This is a genomic window from Arthrobacter zhangbolii, assembly GCF_022869865.1.
GTDB classification, from domain to species: domain Bacteria; phylum Actinomycetota; class Actinomycetes; order Actinomycetales; family Micrococcaceae; genus Arthrobacter_B; species Arthrobacter_B zhangbolii.
On record NZ_CP094984.1, the window covers coordinates 1,211,071 to 1,231,113 of the forward strand.

Here is a 20,043-nt window from a genome sequence, read left to right on the forward strand (position 1 = left end):
ATCGTGTCAATTTCCCTCACGGGCCGGGCAGGACAGGATTTGCACCGGCTTGCGAGAATAGGGGAGTGACTGTTTTATCTCCGGAACTCAAGCTCGAGCTTCCCCCGCTGCAACTAGGCCCGATCACCGTGGACACGCCGGTGATCCTGGCACCCATGGCCGGCATCACCAACAAGGCGTTCCGCCGGCTCTGCCGTGAATACGGCGGCGGGTTGTACGTGACCGAAATGGTCACCTCCCGCGCCCTGGTGGAACGTTCGCCGGAATCTATGCGGATCATCAAGCACGACGACGACGAAAAAGTGCGTTCCGTCCAGCTCTACGGTGTGGACCCCAAGACCGTCGGTGCTGCCGTCCGCCTGCTGGTGGAGGAGGACCGCGCCGACCACATTGACCTGAACTTCGGCTGCCCCGTTCCCAAGGTCACCCGCAAGGGCGGCGGCTCGGCCCTGCCCTGGAAGCTGGACCTGTTCACCGCCATTGTGCAGACCGCCGTGAAGGAGGCCTCCCGCGGCAACGTCCCGCTGACCATCAAGATGCGCAAGGGTATTGACGAGGACCACCTGACCTTCCTGGATGCCGGGAAGATCGCCCGGGATTCGGGTGTGGCCGCGGTGACCCTCCATGGCCGCACCGCCTCGCAGTTCTACTCCGGCAAGGCCGACTGGTCCGCCATCGCGGAACTGCGCGAAGCCCTGCCGGATATGCCGGTGCTGGGCAACGGCGACATCTGGTCCGCCGAGGACGCCATCCGCATGGTGCGCGAAACCGGTGTGGACGGCGTCGTCATCGGCCGCGGGTGCCAGGGCCGCCCGTGGCTGTTCGGCGACCTCGAAGCAGCCTTCGAAGGCAGTGCCGAACGGCACCGGCCGGGCTTGAAGCAGGTCTCGGACAGTGTCTACCGGCACGCCGAGCTGCTGGTGGAAACCTTCGGCGATGAAGTGATTGCCCTGCGGGACATCCGCAAGCACATGGCGTGGTACTTCAAGGGCTACGTAGTGGGCGGAGACCTCCGCGCTAAACTGGCCACGGTGCCGTCCCTGGCGGTGCTCCGTGAACTGCTGGACCAGCTCGATCCCGAAGCTCCGTACCCCGGCACAGACGCCGAGGGGCCGCGCGGACGGGCCGGCACACCAAAAAAGACAGCTCTGCCGGAAGGCTGGCTGGACGGGCGGGAACTGAACGCCGCCCAGAAGGCCATCATTTCGGCAGCCGAACTCGACGTATCAGGCGGCTAAAGCAACCCATGAGTTTCCCGCAGGCAGTCTCCACCGCAGGCTATACAGAAGTCGATCTGTCCCGCTGGGTTACGGAACCGGCGAAAAACACCAACCGAACCCAGTTCGGCCGTGACCGTGCCCGCGTGCTGCATTCCTCCGCACTGCGCCGGCTGGGCGCCAAAACGCAGGTGGTTGCCCCGGACACGGATGACTTTGTACGCACCCGCCTGACGCACAGCCTGGAAGTGGCGCAGGTGGGACGCGAGCTGGGCAACGCGCTGGGCTGTGATCCCGACGTCGTCGACGCGGCCTGCCTCTCGCATGACCTGGGGCACCCGCCCTTCGGGCACAACGGGGAAACCGCCCTGAACGACATTGCGCACGCGATCGGCGGTTTCGAGGGCAATGCCCAGACGCTGCGCCTGCTCACCCGGCTGGAACCGAAGATCATTGCCCCGGACGGCACCCCGGCCGGCCTGAACCTGACCCGGGCCAGCCTGGATGCCGCCTGCAAATACCCGTGGTCCATCACCGACGCGCCGCTGGTCAACGGGCACCGGACCACCAAGTTCGGCGTCTACGAGGATGACCTGCCGGTCTTTACCTGGCTGCGCGACGGCGCTCCGGCCGGCCGCTCCTGCCTCGAAGCCCAGGTCATGGACCTGGCCGATGATATTTCCTACTCCGTGCATGACGTGGAGGACGCCATCGTCGCCGGCCATGTGCAGCTCAAGTGGCTGGACAATCCGGACCAGCGGGCCCGCGTGGTGGGTTACACCCAGCAGTGGTACCTGCCCGGCGTTGACGCGGCCGCCATCGAAGCAGCTCTTGCCCGCCTCGAGGCCACAGCAGTCTGGGTGCGCGAGTCCGATGGCAGCCGCAAGTCCATGGCTGCCCTGAAGGACATGACCAGCCAGCTGATCGGCCGGTTCTGCAACAGCGCACTGGAAGCCACCCGCGTCATCTACGGCACCGACCCGCTGACACGGTACAACGCGGAAATGGTGGTGCCGGAGGATACGACACTGGAAATCGCCGTGATGAAGGGACTGGCCACCACCTTCGTGATGACCACCGACCAGCGCCAGCCGCTGTACGAACGCCAGCGTGAAATCCTCACTGCCTTGGTCGCCCAGCTGTCCGCCACCGGGGATCGGCACCTCGAGCCGATGTTCGCCGCCGATTGGCGGGATGCAGCCGACGACGGCGCCCGGCTGCGCGTGGTTGTTGACCAGGTCGCCTCGCTGACGGACGGTTCGGCACTGGCACTGCACGAACGGCTGGTGGGGCCGGTTCCGGCGCTCTGGTAGGAGCGGTGTGTGGGCTGAATGAGCGTTTTTCGGGCTGCTCTCTGGCAGGGGACGGCACCGACCGTTAGCGTGTGGCGTTCACAGTCTCCCGGGTCACTCCCGGGGGATGCCGGCCGAACGAGCGCACCTGAGGATCCTGATGAGCCGCCAGCAATCCCGCGTAAACCGTCCCCGCCACCGATTCGGATCCGCTGCCTGGATCCGTAGCCCCCGTTTTCGGAGCGCCCTGGTGTTCCTTATGGGCCTGCTTCTGATGGCGGTCCCGTTGGCAGCACCGGCCCGGGCGGCCGTGGATCCGGAACCGACGCGCAACGAGCTTCCGGCCTCCGACGCCGGAACCGACATTGTGATCACCTCCCTTGGCGAAGGGCGCCGGAACGTCCCCGGGGCGCTGCCGCCGGCCGGGACCACCTGGCCCATCAATGCTTATCCCGCCTCCATTCCACCCGGCTACGAGTCCGAGACTGTCGGTTTTGCGGGGGTTATCAATACCCAGGAAGTGGACGGGACCACCACCGCGCAGATGTACTGCATCGATCTGCGGACGGAGACCCGTGTTGGCATTGGGTATGAAAACGGGACCTGGGACGAGTCCAACGTCCCGAACATCGGATATGTGAACCGGATCCTGAATACCTACTATCCGAGTACCAACCTGCCGCCCGGCACGAACAACAACACGAAGGCAGCGGCGGTGCAGGCGGCCATCTGGTTCTTTACCGACGGCTACGTGGTCAATCCGAACAACAACCTCTATTCCACCGTCGCATCGATCGTGAACTCCACTATCGCGGCCGGGCCGCTTGAGGAACCGGACGCCCCGGACATTTCGATTACCCCCGCCACGGCAGAAGCAGCGGTCACCGGAGTGGCCGGACCATACACGGTGACCTCTGAAGCTGATGAAATCACCGTGACTGTCGACGACGGCTTTGGACTTTTTGCGGACGCCGCAGGAACCATCCCGCTTACCAACCCGGTGGCCAGCGGCACTCAGGTCTGGGTACGGAGCGAGACCGGCGGCACCGGTCCGGCATCCATCAGTGCACGGGCGGTGGTGACCGTTCCCACGGGGAGCGTGTACCTCTACGACGGCGCGACACCGGGAGTGGACGCCGCCCAGAAACTGATCCTGGCGGACACCCGCGAACTGAGTTCCGCAGCCAGTGCCACGGCAAGCTTCTTCGAGGTGGGGTCCCTGACGGTTACCAAGTCGATTGAGGGACCGGCCGCCGGCAGCCAGGACGCGGTGGTCATCAGCATAGACTGCGGGCCCGGATACCAGTTCACGTTCAATATCCCCGCCGGTTCCACCGGGACGCCGTCGGAGACCTTCAACGACATCCCGGCCGGAACGGTCTGCACCATCGCCGAGCCCACCGACGGCACCAATGCAAGTGTCGCGGTCAGCACAACCATTGTGCCCACGGCAGTGACCATCCCCTCGGGTACCGCGGCGACGGCGACCGTTACGGACACGTACACTTTCACCTCCGGGACACTGGTGGTTACCAAAACCAATACCGGAGAGGCAGCCGGCGCCCAGGGCGAGGTGACGATCTCCGTGGTCTGCACTCTGGACGGCGCCACGGTACTGAATGAAACGGTGACTATCCCTGAGGGGACGCTTACGCCGGAGGCAGCGGAATTCCCCAACATCGCCGTAGGCTCCAGCTGTGCGGTGACGGAAACCGCCAGGGGTGAGAGCACTGCCGTGGCGGTCACTGTCGAAGGCGAGGGGACCGTCGTCGTTCCGCCGACAGGCAGCGTTACTGCCGCACTGACCAACACCTACACGTTCAACCCAGGGACCCTTGCGGTGCGCAAGGACATCACCGGGGCCGGGGCCGGGCGACAGGGTGTGGTCACCCTGCAGGTCACCTGCAGTTCCGGCGCTAGCCGAACCATCACCATTCCGGCCGGCACCACCGAACCCACCACGGAGGAAATCTCGGGGCTTCCCGCCGGGACCACCTGCACGGTCACGGAGACCGCCGACGGTGCCACCACGGAGGTCAGCGTCAGCACGGTGATCGATCCGGCCGGGGGAGCAATAACCATCCCCGCGGGCGACGGCGTGGAGGTCACGGTCACGGACACGTACACGGTGAACCCGGGGGCACTGCTGGTGAACAAGAGCATTGCCGGCCCGGGAGCGGGCCAGCAGGGCGAGGTCACCCTTGAGGTGACCTGCACCCTGGAGAGCGCGGTTGTCGCAGAGGGAAGCTTCACCGTCACAGCCGGCACCACCGGAACTGTTCCGGCAGGCACCCTCACGGGGATCCCGGAAGGGGCGAGCTGCGCGGTCACCGAACCCGTCACCGGCGAGAGCACCGAAATAGGCGTGGTGGTGGATCTGCCCGATTCCGTGACCATCGCCGCAGGTGCCACCGCCACGGCAACTGTGACGGATACCTACAGCCAAAACCCGGGGCTCCTGCGGGTGACGAAGGTGATCGCAGGTGAGGCGGCGGGAAACCAGGACGCCGTGGAAGTTGACGTCCTGTGCACCCTGGGCGGCGAAACGGTCTTCTTCGAAACCTCCCAGATCCCGGCCGGCGAGACCGGCGAGGTAGGGGCGCAGTTCCTAAATATTCCAGCGGGCGCCAGCTGTGCCATTACTGAACCGGTCACAGGGGCCACCGAGTTTGTCCAGGTCAGCACCGACCTGCCGGCAGAGGTCACCATCACTCCCGGTGGCATCCAGGACGCCACGGTGACCAATACCTACACCTTCACCCCCGGAACGCTGGCAGTCACCAAGGAGTTTGCCGGCGAGGCCGCAGGAGAGCAGGGCGAGGTGGTGCTGCAGGTGACCTGCGGCCCGGACGGGTCGGTCCTGGATGAAACCGTGACCATCCCCGCCGGAACTGCCGAGACAGTGACCCGGAATTTCGAGGACCTGCCCGCCGGCACGGAATGCACCGTCACTGAAACGGAGAACGGAGCCACAACAACGGTATCCGTGGAAACCGTCATTACGGACCCGGTCACCATCCCGGCCGCAGGCGGTGCGGAAGTGACAGTCACCAACACGTACAGTTTCGTGCCCGGCGCCCTGGCGGTGACCAAGGCCTTCGCCGGCGAGGCGGTCGGCCAGCAGGGCGAGGTTGTCCTGCAGGTCACCTGCGGACCGGACGGATCGGTACTGAATGAAACGGTGACCATTGCGGCAGGCACTGAGGAGAACGTAACCACTACGTTCGAGGACCTGCCGGTGGGCACGGAATGCGCTGTCACTGAAACGGCCACCGGAGCAACCACCGAAGTTTCCGTGACCACGGAGGCGGCGGAGCCGGTCACAGTCCTGGCTGCGCAAACCGTCACCGCCACTGTCACCAACACGTACTCGTTCACCCCGGGAACCCTGGTGGTGACCAAGGTGATCACCGGAGAAGCAGCCGGCCGCCAGGGCGAGGTTGTGCTGCGGGTCCAGTGCGGTCCGGAGGGAACGGTCCTGGATGAGACGGTCAGTATTCCGGCAGGATCACAGGGCGACGTCAGCACCGGCTTTGAGGGCCTGCCCACCGGAACCGAGTGCACGGTTGCCGAAACAGCGGGCGGGGAAAGCAGCACCGTCACTGTGGTGGCGGACCTGCCGGATCCGGTAACCATTCCTGCCGGTGGCGGGGCAGAAGCAACCGTTACCAATACCTACGCACCTGTGGTGCAGCCGAAACCGCAGCCGGCTCCCGCCCCGGCCGGGCCGGACCGCCCCAACCTTCCGTCCACAGGTGCCAACGGTGCCCTCGGCTGGCTCTACGCCGGTGCCGGGCTGCTGCTGGCAGGAGGACTTGCCATGGCGGTCAGCCGCCGCAGGTCAGGCAGCGCGGAGGAAGAGGCTAAACCTCAGGAGTAAAGGGGAGTAGCTGTTCAGAAGGATCCCGTGCGGCCCGACGGCTGCACGGGATCCTCTCTGTGCGGGCCCCGACAGCGCGGCGTCGGCGGGGAAGAATAGACTGGGAGGTATGGCCGGACTGATCAAGCGTGAAGACATCGATGAAGTGCGGCTGCGCACGGACATCAAAGCCGTGGTCGACGGTTATGTAACCCTCAAATCGGCGGGGCTTGGGTCCTTCAAGGGTCTGTGCCCCTTCCATGACGAGCGCTCGCCGTCCTTCCATGTACGGCCACAGGTGGGTACCTACCACTGCTTCGGTTGCGGGGAGAGCGGCGACGTCATCTCCTTCGTGCAGAAAATGGACCACGGTTCCTTCTCTGAGACGGTGGAAAAGCTTGCGGCACGGCTCGGCTACGAACTGCACTACGAGGACGGCGGCACCGGGCCCCGGCGTGAGGATGTGGGTAAACGCCAGCGCCTGCTGGACGCCCACAAGGTGGCTGCGGAGTTCTTCCGGAGCCAGTTGGGCACGCAGGGTGCCGCCGCTGCCCGCAGTTTCCTCCAGGAGCGCGGTTTCGACCCCGCCGCTGCCGAACACTTCGGTGTCGGATACGCCCCGCAGGGCTGGGACTCGCTGCTGAAACACCTTACGGGCAAGGGCTTCACCCGTGCCGAGCTGGCCGAGACCGGCATGTTCTCCACCGGATCGGATGCCTCCCGGTTCTATGACCGGTTCCGCGGCCGGCTCATCTGGCCCATCCGCGACCTCACCGGATCCGTTATCGGCTTCGGTGCCCGGAAGCTCTACGAGGATGACCAGGGGCCCAAATACCTGAACACTCCCGAGACCCCGCTCTACAAGAAGTCCCAAGTGCTGTACGGCATCGACCTGGCCAAACGCGACATCGCCAAAACCCGGCAGATAGTGGTGGTGGAGGGGTACACCGATGTGATGGCCTGCCATCTGGCCGGGATCACCACCGCCGTCGCCACGTGTGGTACCGCCTTTGGCACCGACCACATCAAAATTGCCCGGCGTCTGCTTTCCGACGACGGCACCGGGGGAGAGGTGATCTTCACTTTCGACGGCGACGCCGCCGGGCAGAAAGCCGCCCTGCGTGCCTTTGAGGAGGACCAGCGCTTTACCGCGCAAACCTACGTTGCTGTGGACCCCAACGGCATGGATCCCTGCGACATCCGCCAGACTCACGGCGACGCCGCCGTGGCCGAGCTGATCCATTCGCGCCGGCCGCTGTTCGAATTCGCCATCCGATCCACGCTGCGCAAATTCGACCTGAACACCGTTGAAGGCCGCATTTCGGCGCTGCGGGCGGCAGCCCCGGTGGTGGCGGACATCAGAGACCCCGCGATGCGTCCGGCCTACGCCCGCGAGCTGGCAGGCTGGCTGGGTACCGACGTCGACGACGTCACCCGGGCAGTCAACGCCGCGTCCAAGCGCCAGCATGCCGCCGGGACCGCCAACAGTCCTTCCGGGCAGCCGTCCACCGGCCAGCGCCGGCAGGACGGTGCACAGCAGGGCAGGCCCCCGTATGGCCAGCAGCAGGACCGGCAGCAGCGCGGCGGCCAGCAGCAATACGGCCGGCAGGACCACAGCCGGCAGGAGTACGGCCAGCAGCAATACGGCCGGCAGGAAGCTGTCCCCGACGCCGCACCGCCCGCCTACAGCCGTCCGGACCCCAATGACCCCGCCGCGCGGATGGAGCGCCAGGCATTGGAAGTGGCCCTGCAGCAGCCCGGCCTGCTCGACGCCGGCCAGTGGGAGCGGTTCAAAGCGGCCAGATTCACTGTGCCGGCCTACGTTGCGGTCCATGATGCCATTCGTGCCGCCGGCGACGCCGGAACCGCCCCGGCGGCCTGGGTGGAGCGCGTGCGGCAGGAGCTGCCGGACGCACTGCGCGGTTTTGTGAGCGAGCTTGCCGTGACACCGCTGCCGGCGCGCGATGCCGATGCTTTGTTCCTGTACTGCAGGGACATCCTGAACCGGCTCTTCGAGCTGCAGGTGACGCACTTGAAGGCTGAGAAGCTCGGTCAGCTGCAGCGCCTGGATCCCAACGCCGATCCGGAGCTTTTCCACCAGCTGAACCGGGAGCTGATGGAACTGGAGATGCAGCGCAGGGCCCTGCGGGGAGACCAGTAGCTCGGCGAGCCTGACGGCAGGGCGCCGATTTCGTTTCGGCGGGAAATCTCTGTAAAGTAAAACCTGCCGCTTTCCCCCGTAGCTCAATTGGCAGAGCATTCGACTGTTAATCGAAGGGTTACTGGTTCGAGTCCAGTCGGGGGAGCAAACAGGAAGCCCCTGACCTGCATTACCGCAGGTCAGGGGCTTCTTTTATGCCCGGACAGGCGGTCCGTCCGCTTATCCTGTCCTGGGACTGGCAGGGGAAGGCGGCCCCGTGGCTCCGCCCGGCCCCGGCTTTTGGTTCGGGCCCCTCCTGTCGCCACCGCCGCGACGAAGGCTGCGCTGGCCGTCTGTGCCTGTTCCACCGGAGCGGCGGCGGCTGCTGGTTCGTTAGCACCGCAAACTTGCTGTATAGTTGAGGACGCCGCTTTCCCCCGTAGCTCAATTGGCAGAGCATTCGACTGTTAATCGAAGGGTTACTGGTTCGAGTCCAGTCGGGGGAGCCAGCAAAGGGTCTGCATCCGGGTTTCTGCCGGATGCAGGCCCTTTTTGTTTGGCCGGCCGGCCCGGTTCCCGGCGGCCGCTACATGTAGTCAGGTGTTGCACAGCGGAAACACCCGCGAAACCCCCGCTTCCTAGGGTGGAGCCATGACAGAGCCGATAAGTCCGAAACGCCCTACATTCCTTCACTCGAAGATTTACAAATCGTTATTTGTGCAATTGCTTATTGCCGTAATCCTGGGTGTGGTTGTGGGGTATGTCTGGCCGGATGTCGGTGCTGCCTTCAAAGTCCTGGGTGACGGCTTTATCCGGCTGATTAAAATGATCATTGCGCCTTTGATCTTCCTGGTGATTGTCACCGGTATCGCCCGGATCAGCGATGTGAAGGCAGTGGGGCGCGTCGGCGTGAAGGCACTTGCCTACTTCCTGGCCGCGTCCAGCTTCGCCCTCCTCTTCGGGATGGTGGTGGGCAACGTGGTCCGGCCGGGCGCGGGGCTGAACATTGACCCGTCCGGCCTGGACACGTCGGACCTGGATGCAAAAACCTCAGCCGAAGTGGCATCGCCGGCCGAATTTATCCTGAATATCATTCCGGTCAGCGTCTTTGACGCTTTCGCATCCAATTCCCTGTTGCAGGTTCTTTTCTTCTCAGTCTTTTTTGGCGCGGCAGCCGTGGTTATCGGGCGAGAGACCTGCGAACCGGTCCTGCGGGTGATGGAAGGGACCCTGGAGATTATTTTCAAGGTGATGTCCTGGATCATGCGGCTGGCCCCCATCGGTGCCTTTGGTGCGATGGCCTTCATCATCGGCCAGTACGGCCTTTCAACACTGGGCACCTACGCCAAACTCATTGCCGCCTGCTATGGCGCTGCCCTGCTCTTCATCGGTGTCCTGTTTGTGATCGCCCGGGTTTTCGCCGGGGTGCCGCTCTGGCAGTTCATTAAGTACACCCGGGAAGAGTTCCTCCTTGCCCTCGGGACCGCATCCACGGAGTCCGTGATGCCGAGGATCATGACCAAACTGACCAACGCCGGATGCTCGCGCGCAACCACCGGCCTGGTCATCCCCACCGGATACTCCTTCAACCTGGACGGCGCGGCCATTTATCTGTCCATTTCGGTCGTGTTCCTGGCACAGGCCTTCAACATCGACCTCAGTTTCGAACAGCAGCTTGGCGCTTTGGGGATTCTGCTCCTGACGTCCAAAGGCATGGCAGGGGTTCCCGGCTCATCCTTCCTGGCCCTCTCCGCCACGGCAGCTGCCCTGGGGCTGTTCCCTGTGGCCGGCGTTGCCCTGCTCCTCGGCGCGGACCGGCTGATGGATTCCATGCGGGTGGTGGTGAACCTGTTGGGAAACTGCGTGGCGACGTTTGTCGTGGCTAAGTGGGAAGGGCAGCTGGACCGGCAGGCAATGCTGGAGGCGTTCGCCGGACACGGAACAGCGGTGCCCGCGGGTCTTGCTCTGCATACGGAGGAAGAACCGGCGGCGGCTGAGCGGGCTTCTTCCGCAAAGCTCCCGTAACCCTTCGACGCACAGGTGTCTTTTAGGCAGGCCCGGGCGTGCCGGACTTGCCCGCAGGCCGTGCCGTGCGTTTACACTTTCACTAATCGCACCCGGCAGGGCGGTCCCGGCATCACCGGACCTCCGCCTCTCCGGGTGGAAAAGGCATCCCATCCTGTTGCCTCTGGCCCGGAGCCCTAAGGCTCCCGGTATCCGTTGCCAGCGTGCCCGTGTATCCGAAGGGCAGCCAGCGGACCTTCCATAGGAACCAACAGCAGGAGCACCGCTATGTCCACTACTGAAACGGCCCCCACCATGATGGACGGCAACCCCACCCACGCCAGCGCATCGAACACTGAACCGATCACTACCGACGAGATATTTTCCGCGCACGAAGGCGGGAAGCTTTCGGTGGAAACCCGGCTTCCGCTGGACTCCAAGCGGGCGCTCTCCATTGCTTACACGCCCGGTGTTGCGCAGGTCAGCCGCGCCATCGCAGCTGAACCCGAACTCGCTGCCTCGCATACCTGGGCCTCACGCCTGGTGGTTGTGGTCAGCGACGGCACGGCTGTGCTGGGACTGGGGGACATTGGCCCCGCGGCTTCCCTGCCCGTTATGGAGGGAAAATCCGCACTATTCCGCACTTTCGGCGGCCTGAACTCGATTCCCCTGGTGCTGGACACCACCAACGTGGATGAAATCATCGAAACACTGGTCCGCCTGCGGCCCAGCTACGGGGCGGTGAACCTGGAAGACATTTCGGCGCCGCGCTGCTTCGAGCTTGAGCAGCGCCTGATTGAAGCACTGGATTGCCCGGTTATGCACGATGACCAGCACGGAACCGCCATTGTGGTGCTTGCTGCCCTGCGGAACGCTGCACGGGTAACCGGACGTGAGCTTGCCGGACTGCGCGTGGTGATTTCCGGAGCGGGGGCTGCCGGTGTCGCCTGCGCGAACATCCTGCTCGAAGCGGGGATACCCGACGTCGTGGTGCTGGACTCCAAGGGTGTGGTGGGTTCCGCGCGTACCGACCTGACCAGCGTCAAAGCTGATCTGGCAGCGCGGACAAACCCGCGTGGGGTGGCCGGGGGTGCGGCCGAAGCACTGCAGGATGCAGATGTGTTTATCGGGGTGTCTTCGGGCACTGTCGCTGAAGACATCCTTGCCGGCATGGCTCCCGAAGCCGTCATTTTCGCCCTGTCCAACCCGGATCCCGAAGTGCATCCGGAAACCGCCCGGCGCTATGCCGCCGTCGTTGCAACCGGACGCAGCGATTTCCCGAACCAGATCAACAACGTGCTCGCTTTCCCCGGCGTGTTCCGCGGTGCGCTGGACAGCGGTGCCCGCCGGATCACGGCGGCGATGAAGGTGGCCGCAGCCACCGCCATTGCGGACCTGGTGGGTGAAGATCTGACGGCGGAGTACATCGTGCCCAGCCCGCTGGATCCGCGGGTCGCCCCGGCGGTGGCTGCAGCCGTCGCTGCAGCCGCCACCGCCTAGCGTCAGCCGGCCAGGCCCGCACTTTCACCGGCAAGCCGGAACCGCCGTCCCGGCGGCCGGCCGGCCCTGGAAGGCCTCCGCGGAATGTGATCCGGATTGCTTTTTTACGTACGGCGCCCGCTCCCGCCGCACGTAAAATACCCGGTTTTCCGGGCCGGGCACCCGCTGGAAGGCGGATCGTTAGTCCTGATGCGCCGTCGTTCGCCCCCTTCGGCTACCGTGCTTGAACAAGCATGCTTAGTGTTGTGCGTAGGCTTAAGTGTTTTGACACCAGTCACACGTACGCAGCTAACGGACAGAAATCGAGGAACGGTCGATGGGCGCGACTCAGCCAGGACCTAATCAGGGCGGATCCGAACGGATAGCCCACCCCGGAAAGGTTATCGGCGTTACCGTCGCTGCCGCTGTGGGTGGTTTGCTCTTCGGGTTCGATACCGCGGTTATCAATGGTGCAGTGGATGCCATTGGTGAAGAGTTCACGCTTAGCCCGGGCATCCTCGGCTTCACCGTTGCCATCACTCTGCTGGGCTGTGCCGTCGGCGCATGGTTTGCCGGACAGCTGGCGGATCGGCTCGGACGCAAGCTGGTGATGGTGGGCGCCGCCGTGCTGTTTGCCGCCAACTCCGTTGGTTCAGCCTTCGCCTTCTCCGAGTGGGACCTGATGCTCTGGCGCCTGATCGGCGGCCTCGCCATTGGTACCGCATCCGTCATCGCCCCGGGCTACATTGCAGAAGTTGCCCCGGCCAAGTGGCGCGGCGCCCTGGGCTCCGTGCAGCAGCTGGCCATCACCATCGGTATTTTTGCCGCACTGCTTTCCGACGCGTTCCTGGCCAACAGCGCAGGCAGCGCCCTTGGGGAACTGTGGTGGGGACTGGCTGCCTGGCGCTGGATGCTCCTGGTGGGCGTTCTCCCGGCAATTGTCTACGGTGTGCTGGCACTGACCATCCCCGAATCCCCGCAGTTCCTGGTCCGCCGCAACCGCGACGCCGAGGCGGCAACGGTACTCAGCAGCATCTCCGGGGTGACGGACACTGACCGGAAAATCCGGGAGATCCGGGAAAGCTTCAAGAGCCCCAAACCGACCTTCCATGACCTGCGCGGTCCGAAGTTCGGCCTGCAGCCGATCCTCTGGGTAGGCATGGCCATTGCCGCCTTCCAGCAGCTGGTTGGCATCAACGCGATCTTCTACTACTCCACCACTCTGTGGAAGTCTGTGGGCTTCAGCGAAAGCGATTCATTTACGACGTCGGTCATCACCTCCGTGGTCAACGTGGTGATGACCCTGGTTGCCATCGCCTTCGTGGACCGCATCGGACGGCGCAAGCTGCTGATGATCGGTTCCGCCGGTATGTTCGTGGGCCTGCTCGCTGCCACCGTGTCCTTCTTCCAGGCCGAGGACGTTGCCGGGGAAGTTTCGCTGCCGGGCATCTGGGGCCCGGTGGCCCTGGTGGGTGCGAACCTGTTCGTGGTCTTCTTCGCCGCCACCTGGGGGCCGGTCATGTGGGTCACCCTGGGCGAAGTATTCCCCAACAACATCCGATCCCTCGCCCTCGGGCTGGGGGCCATGGTCAACTGGATCTTCAACTTCATCGTCACCCTTGCCTTCCCGTGGGTAAGCGATAACTTCGGGGTGTGGATCATGTACGGCATCTTTACCGCATTTGCGGTGCTGTCCTTCTGGTTCGTGAAAACCAAGCTTCCCGAACTCTCCGGCCGCGAGCTTGAGGACCGTGAGGGCCTTGAGGCGTCCTGACCGGCGGCTGATACAGATGAGCAGGCTGAGAACACTGAGGAGAATGGTAATTTGGGGTTATGGCTACGGTGAACACTGAACAGGGGACGGAGGCTGGGCGCATGAACCGCTCTGCTAGCACTCGGACACAGCGAACGGCGGGGAGCTCTTCGCTGGTGGGGCTGGCAAAGGTCATGGCTCGCCTGACGCCGCGCCAGTTGAATGACGAGTTTGCCCTCGCCACTGCGGAAATGAAACAGAAGGGCATTAAGGCGGGCATCGCCGCGGCTCTTATGGTGGTGGCCCTCGTGCTGCTCGCAGCCCTGGCCATTTCGCTGCTGGTGGCAGGCATCCTTGCCCTGTCGCTGGTCATGCCCGGCTGGCTGGCGGCACTCCTGGTCGCCGCATTCTTCCTCGTGATCGCGGCAATTGCAGGCCTGATCGGCTTCAGCCGTTTCAAGAAGACCCTGCCGCTGCTGCCCGAAGAGGCCATCCGCGGACTGCGCTACGACGTCGGCGTACTGAAGGAAGGCCGCCGCTTCGATCCGGCCACCTTGGACAAGCCCAAGGAACCGAAGGAGAAGAAGGACAAAAAGGCGGAGAAGGCTGACAAGCCTGAAGGCCCGAAGCAGCCGACCCCTGAGGAACTGCGGACCCGTGCACGCCAGCGGCGCGAACACCTTGCCGCAGTCCGTGACGGACTGGGCGAAAAGGTGGACGTCAAGGCCCGTATCCAGGAGCTGAAGTCCCGCCGTGCGGCAGGCTCCCGCTCCACCGCCAACACCGGCGCCGGTTCCGGCTCCGGGCAGGCAGACGATGTACTGGCCATGATCAGGGAACGCTGGCAGCCGCTGGCGGTCATGGGCGCTTCCCTGCTCGCCATGGTCATAATGTTCCGCCGGCTCGCCCAAAAGTAAGCTGTACTCGTACATCTTTTTGAACGAGGGGAACGGACCGTGATCAAACTCATCGGTGCCGGAACACGTCCCGACATGGAACTGACCGTGTCGGAGAGGTTCTGGACCATACCGAATCTGGTCACGGTCCTTCGCTTTCTGGGCATTCCGCTGTTTGTTTTTTTCATTGCCCAGGACCGCTACGGCAGCGCCTTCCTCACACTGGTCATTGTGGGATCCACCGACTGGATTGACGGCTATCTGGCCCGCCGGCTCAACCAGGTTTCCACCACCGGCCAGTGGCTTGATCCGGTAGCGGACCGGCTGGCCCTGATAATCGTCTCGGCCACGTTTGTGCTGGACGGCATCGCCCCGGCCTGGCTGATCCTCAGCATTGCCGTTCCGGATGCTGTCCTGATCCTCAACGCATTGGTGCTCTTCCGTGGCAGCCCGGACCTTCCGGTGAGTACCATCGGCAAGGTCCGAACCGCCCTTCTGCTGGTGGGCGCCCCGTTGCTGCTGCTGAACCGGGTCCCTGGATTCGACTCACCCGGGCTCGCCGCGGCCGGCACCATCGTGCTGGTCCTTGGCTGCCTCGGGCACATTGCAGCGGCGGGTGGCTATCTCGCTGCCGCCTGGCGAAAATACCAGCACCTGCAGGAGCAGGTCCCGGCCGGAACCGGAACCGGCCATGTTCCCTAGAACCATCCGGGTGCCCGCCGGATTGGGCGCTTCCCGGGCCGGAACTGCGGCAGGACGCTGCTGATGGTAGGGATCGCCGTCGCCTGCGCCCTGGCCAGCGCCTTCTTCCTCGCCTTTGGCGCCCAGCGCCAGGGCAGCGCCGTCCGCGCCGACACCGGCGGACTGGCATTGAACTCTTCCCAGCTCAGCAGGCTGCTGCGCAATCCGCGATGGCTTTTCGGCCTTCTGCTGCTGGGTACGGGCATGGCCCTGAACGTGGCCGCACTCTCCATGGCCCCGCTCACCGTGGTGCAGCCGATCGGTTCGATTGCCCTGGTGATCACCACGGTGGTGAACTCGCGCGACCAGGGGCTGCGGATGAACCGCATCACTGTCGCCGCCATCACCGCCTGCGTCACGGGCAGCATGCTGTTTGTGTCGCTGGCCATCCTGGTCACCCGCAGCCAGCAGGAGGTGGAGCCGGCCCAGGAAGTGACCATTGTGCTGATCCTCGCCGTCGTGGTGGCGTTCTTCGGCACCCTGAACCTGGTGTTCGGCAAGCGGCTCGGCGCCATTGCGCACATCCTCGGGGCGGGGATCCTGTTCGGTTTTGTGGCCGTGCTGACCAAGATCATCGCCGGGGACCTGCTCAACCCCAACGGCCGTTTCCTGCTGAACGTGCCGTGGTACACCATCGTGGGCATCGCTGCGGCCGGCGCACTGGGTTCATGGTTTGTGCAGAACGCATATTCCAGCGGCCCTCCGGACCTGGTGATCGCCGGCCTGACCGTTATTGATCCGATGGTGGGGATCGCCATCGGCATCTCCGTGCTGCATGAATTGCGCCCCGACGTGCCCGCAGTGGCCGCCGTTGCCATGGCTGTTGCAGCCCTGATTGCTATTGTTGGGGTCATAGCCCTCTCGAGGTACCACCCTGATGTTATCCAGCGGCGGAATGAAGAGCGGAGGCGGCAGAAGCTGGCCTCAAAGAATCCGAAACACCGATAAGGACCTCCAACGTGACCGAAACGCCGGTACAAAAACCGCTGACGATCCTGATTGCCTGTGACACCTATCCTCCGCATCTGAACGGCGCTGCACAGTTCGGCTACCGGCTGGCGCGGGGCATGCACGGGCGGGGCCACAACGTGCACGTCCTGGCCCCGAACGACGTCGACGGCGGCAGCCGCACCGATCTTGACGGTGAGTGGGCGGTCCACCGGCTCCGCTCGCACGGCGTCCCGACCCATGAATACTGGCGCATTTGCCTGCCATGGGAGATCAAGAAGGAAATCGCACTGCTCTTTGACCGGGTGCAGCCGGACGTGGTGCACATCCAGTGCCACTACATGGTGGGGGAGTACACGCTCTACGAAGCACGCAAGCGCGGCATCCGGGTCATCGCCACCAACCACTTCATGCCCGAGAACCTGGACCCGTTCCTTCCGTTCCCCAAATGGGTCAAACGGATTGTGGCGAAGAACTCCTGGAAGGACATGGGCAAGGTCATGGGGCAGGCGCAGGTGGTCACCACGCCCACCCCGCTGGCCGCCGAGGCCATGTACCGCCACGCCTTCCTGCATGACGTCATGCCGCTCTCCAACGGCATTGACGCGTCGGTCTATGAACCCCGCCCGGGGGAGCAGATTGAGCCGCATCCGGGACCCACAGTGCTGTTTGTCGGCCGGCTGGCTGAGGAAAAGCACGTGGACGTATTGATCGATGCCGTGGCCAAGACACCGCCGGAGCTGGGCATACGTGCCGAAATTGTCGGCGGCGGGGAAGTCAAGCCTGCCCTGCAGGCACAGGCGCAGCGGCTGGGGCTGGGGGACCGGGTGGTGTTCCGCGGCTTGGTCTCGGACGAGGAACTTCGCCAGGCGTACCTGAAGGCGGACCTGTTCTGCCAGCCGGGCACCGCTGAACTGCAGTCCCTGGTAACGCTGGAGGCCATGTCCGCGTCCAAGCCCGTGCTGCTGGCCGATGCCATGGCACTGCCGCACCTGGTGGAAAAGGGCCGTAACGGGTACCTGTTTACGCCCGGAGACAGTGACGAACTCGCCGGGCGCATTACGGAGATCCTGGAACTCGCGCCGGAGGACCGTCAGGCGATGGGCAGTTACAGCCGGGAGATGGTGGACCGGCACAGCCTGGAGGCCACATTGGCCACCTTTGAGGGTCTGTACCGCGGTGTGCCCGTGGAAGGCATTCCCGCCCGGTGACAAACTGCTGAATTGGTTCCGCGGCGTCCGTACACACTAGGATGGCAACGTTGCCCGTAAGGCGCACCGGTACCTAAGGGGCTGTAGCTCAGCTGGTCAGAGCAGCGGACTCATAATCCGTGGGTCGTGGGTTCAAGCCCCACCAGCCCTACCGGTGGTGATGCGAGTCGTCCGTATGTGACGCATCGGATTGCCGCAAACACACCCTGGTCTTCGGGCCGGGGTGTGTTTGTTTTAATCGACGTTGTGATCCTTGTTACTGATGGGTAACATTGGCTCAGCGGGTTCCCCACGGGGGCCGGCAGATCACCGATGATCAGCAGCGAAGGATATTTCCATGGCAACTATCGACGTCGACAACCTTCCGTACCCGGACGGCGACTTCTACGCATTCGAGGACCTGCTCACTGACAAGGAGCGCGACCGTCTGCATGAAATCCGGACCTGGCTTGCCGCGGAGGTCAAACCGCACGCCGCTGACTGGTGGAACGCCGGTGAATTCCCGCACCACATGATCCCCAAGATCGCCGAACTTGACGTAATGAGCCCGGTTTACCGCCAGGGCTACTCCAACCTCTTCGCCGGCCTCTGCCACGCTGAGGTCACCCGCGCGGACACCTCGTTCGCCACGTTCCTGGGTGTGCATGACGGCCTCTTCACCGGTTCCATTGAGGCACTGGCCTCCGAAGAGCAGAAGGCAGCCTGGCTGCCGGATATCTACGCCATGAAGAAGATCGGCGCCTTCGGCCTGACGGAGCCGCTCGGCGGTTCCGACGTCGCCGGCGGCACCCGCACCACCGCACGCCGCGACGGGGACAACTGGATCCTCAACGGCGAAAAGCGCTGGATCGGCAACGCCACGTTCTCCGACTGGGTTGTCATCTACGCCCGCGACGTTGAAGACAACCAGGTCAAGGGTTTCCTCGTGGACACCAAGACCCCCGGTTACCGCGCCACGAAGATCGAAAACAAGATTGCGCTCCGCACCGTGCAGAACGCGGACATCGTGCTGGACAACGTGGTGGTCAGCGACGATTTCCACCTCAAGGGCGCAAACAGCTTCCGCGACACCAACAAGGTGCTGAAGGTTACCCGCCTTGCCGTAGCCTGGCAGGCCGTGGGCCAGCAGATGGCTGCCTTTGATGTTGCCCGCAAGTACGCGGTGGAACGCCACCAGTTCGGCAAGCCGCTGGCATCCTTCCAGCTGGTGCAGGAACAGCTGGTAAAGATCCTGGGCAACACGGTCAGCTCGCTGGGCATGATGGTCCGCCTGGCCCAGCTGGAAGACCTCGGCCAGGCCAAGGATGAGCAGTCCGCACTTGCCAAGGCTTTCACCACCGCCCGTATGCGCGAATCCGTTGCCCTCGGCCGCAGTATCCTGGGTGGCAACGGCATTGTCACCGACTACGGCATGGCGAAGATCTTCGCCGATGCCGAGGCAATCTACTCGTATGAAGGCACCTACGAGATCAATACTCTGGTTACCGGCCGTGCGATCACGGGTGTAGCCGCGTTCGTCTAAGTAACGCCGCATCCCGTCTTCGGGACCAGTAAAGAACCCCGGCCGGGTCCTGCATAGGACCCGGCCGGGACGTTTAAAACCGGAAACGCGGGATCCGGAACAGCGGCCCGCGTCCCACTGCCGCCGAATTACCGACGGGCAGCAGCACGGACGGCCGCCGGTCCAGGACGTAGTCCAGAGGATTGACGTACTCCTTCTCCAGCCGCACACCCCAGTGAAGGCAGTTGCCGCTGCAGTGCACTTCCGGACTGGACGCCACCGTGCCGACCTCGGTTCCCCGCGCCACGAAGGTACCCGTGCCCACAGACGCTGTCACCGACTCAAAACTGGATTTCAGTCCGCTGCCGTGGTCAATGGTGAGCACCGGGCGGTTCACCACCACGCCGGCGAAAACAACGTAGCCGTCCGCCGGGGCGAGAACCGGAGCGGCCGGCGTCGCTGCCAGGTCAACACCCCGGTGCCCGGCGAGCCACGGCTGGGCGGGTTTATCGAAGTATCTGATCGGTGCGGGATCCGGACTCAGGGGCCACGACCACGGCGCGGCAAACCGGGCACCGCCCACCCGCCCTGTGGAGACAGGGACAGCCGGTGCCGGCTCAGGCGGGGCCGGTAGGAGCACTGCCACCAGAAGGAGCGCCACCAGCGGCAGGGACGGGAATATCCTCATGGGGCCAGCATGCTGTCCAGGTGCAGATAACGTCGCCGGAACCCTCCCCGGGTGGAGCGCGCACCATTGCCGCTGCCATGGGGAGGAATGGTCCGGGACCGTGCGTTTGGTCCCCGGCGCTGTAGTACACTTGACGGAGCAGCTTGCTGTGCCATGTGGCCTGCGTGGATTGAAACCAACGGACTTGTTCTGTTCACTCCGCGGGCTGTCCGGGATCATTGTCCGGGGCAGCACCCATACGCACGGGAATCTGACTACGCGTATCCCAACTATCCCCGTCACGGGGGTGCATCTCCAACGGTCCGGCAATGCCG

Annotated in this window: 13 protein-coding genes and 3 tRNA genes; 15 read left to right on the forward strand and 1 reads right to left on the reverse strand. The window is 64.3% G+C overall.

The window, feature by feature from the left end:
• The first annotated feature begins 65 nt into the window (after positions 1 to 65).
• From dusB to MUK71_RS05700, 15 genes are all read left to right on the forward strand, one after another.
• Positions 66 to 1,238: a tRNA dihydrouridine synthase DusB gene (gene dusB, locus MUK71_RS05630; RefSeq protein ID WP_227928969.1), complete on the forward strand. Its 1,173-nt coding sequence runs from the start codon at positions 66 to 68 to the stop codon at positions 1,236 to 1,238.
• 8 nt (positions 1,239 to 1,246) lie between these two features.
• On the forward strand, positions 1,247 to 2,530 hold the full coding sequence (locus MUK71_RS05635; RefSeq protein ID WP_227928970.1) for a deoxyguanosinetriphosphate triphosphohydrolase: 1,284 nt from the start codon (positions 1,247 to 1,249) through the stop codon (positions 2,528 to 2,530).
• 139 nt (positions 2,531 to 2,669) lie between these two features.
• Complete coding sequence (locus tag MUK71_RS05640) at positions 2,670 to 6,389, forward strand: thioester domain-containing protein (protein WP_227928971.1); 3,720 nt, start codon at positions 2,670 to 2,672, stop codon at positions 6,387 to 6,389.
• A gap of 109 nt (positions 6,390 to 6,498) precedes the next feature.
• A complete protein-coding gene (gene dnaG, locus MUK71_RS05645; protein ID WP_227928972.1) occupies positions 6,499 to 8,529 on the forward strand; it encodes a DNA primase in 2,031 nt (676 codons plus the stop codon).
• A 72-nt stretch (positions 8,530 to 8,601) separates the two neighbouring features.
• A tRNA-Asn gene (locus MUK71_RS05650) sits at positions 8,602 to 8,674 on the forward strand.
• 267 nt (positions 8,675 to 8,941) lie between these two features.
• Positions 8,942 to 9,017: transfer RNA gene (locus MUK71_RS05655), tRNA-Asn, on the forward strand.
• 142 nt (positions 9,018 to 9,159) lie between these two features.
• Positions 9,160 to 10,533, forward strand: a complete 1,374-nt coding sequence (locus MUK71_RS05660; RefSeq protein WP_227928973.1) for a cation:dicarboxylate symporter family transporter — start codon at positions 9,160 to 9,162, stop codon at positions 10,531 to 10,533.
• Between the two features lie 294 nt (positions 10,534 to 10,827).
• Complete coding sequence (locus MUK71_RS05665; RefSeq protein WP_227929049.1) at positions 10,828 to 12,012, forward strand: NAD(P)-dependent malic enzyme; 1,185 nt, start codon at positions 10,828 to 10,830, stop codon at positions 12,010 to 12,012.
• Between the two features lie 316 nt (positions 12,013 to 12,328).
• Positions 12,329 to 13,765: a sugar porter family MFS transporter gene (locus MUK71_RS05670; protein ID WP_227928974.1), complete on the forward strand. Its 1,437-nt coding sequence runs from the start codon at positions 12,329 to 12,331 to the stop codon at positions 13,763 to 13,765.
• Between the two features lie 101 nt (positions 13,766 to 13,866).
• Positions 13,867 to 14,661: a phage holin family protein gene (locus MUK71_RS05675; protein WP_227904363.1), complete on the forward strand. Its 795-nt coding sequence runs from the start codon at positions 13,867 to 13,869 to the stop codon at positions 14,659 to 14,661.
• 39 nt (positions 14,662 to 14,700) lie between these two features.
• Positions 14,701 to 15,342, forward strand: coding sequence for a CDP-alcohol phosphatidyltransferase family protein (locus MUK71_RS05680; protein ID WP_341482040.1), 642 nt, complete (start codon positions 14,701 to 14,703; stop codon positions 15,340 to 15,342).
• A 63-nt stretch (positions 15,343 to 15,405) separates the two neighbouring features.
• Positions 15,406 to 16,329: a DMT family transporter gene (locus MUK71_RS05685; protein ID WP_227904364.1), complete on the forward strand. Its 924-nt coding sequence runs from the start codon at positions 15,406 to 15,408 to the stop codon at positions 16,327 to 16,329.
• 11 nt (positions 16,330 to 16,340) lie between these two features.
• Positions 16,341 to 17,540 (forward strand): glycosyltransferase, encoded by a 1,200-nt coding sequence (locus tag MUK71_RS05690; RefSeq protein WP_227928975.1) that lies wholly within the window; start codon positions 16,341 to 16,343, stop codon positions 17,538 to 17,540.
• 77 nt (positions 17,541 to 17,617) lie between these two features.
• Positions 17,618 to 17,691, forward strand: a tRNA-Ile gene (locus MUK71_RS05695).
• Between the two features lie 186 nt (positions 17,692 to 17,877).
• Positions 17,878 to 19,062 (forward strand): acyl-CoA dehydrogenase family protein, encoded by a 1,185-nt coding sequence (locus MUK71_RS05700; protein ID WP_227904366.1) that lies wholly within the window; start codon positions 17,878 to 17,880, stop codon positions 19,060 to 19,062.
• Between the two features lie 73 nt (positions 19,063 to 19,135).
• On the opposite strand, the gene MUK71_RS05705 is transcribed toward MUK71_RS05700, so the two are convergent.
• A complete protein-coding gene (locus MUK71_RS05705; protein ID WP_227928976.1) occupies positions 19,136 to 19,729 on the reverse strand; it encodes a M23 family metallopeptidase in 594 nt (197 codons plus the stop codon).
• Positions 19,730 to 20,043: the final 314 nt, after the last annotated feature.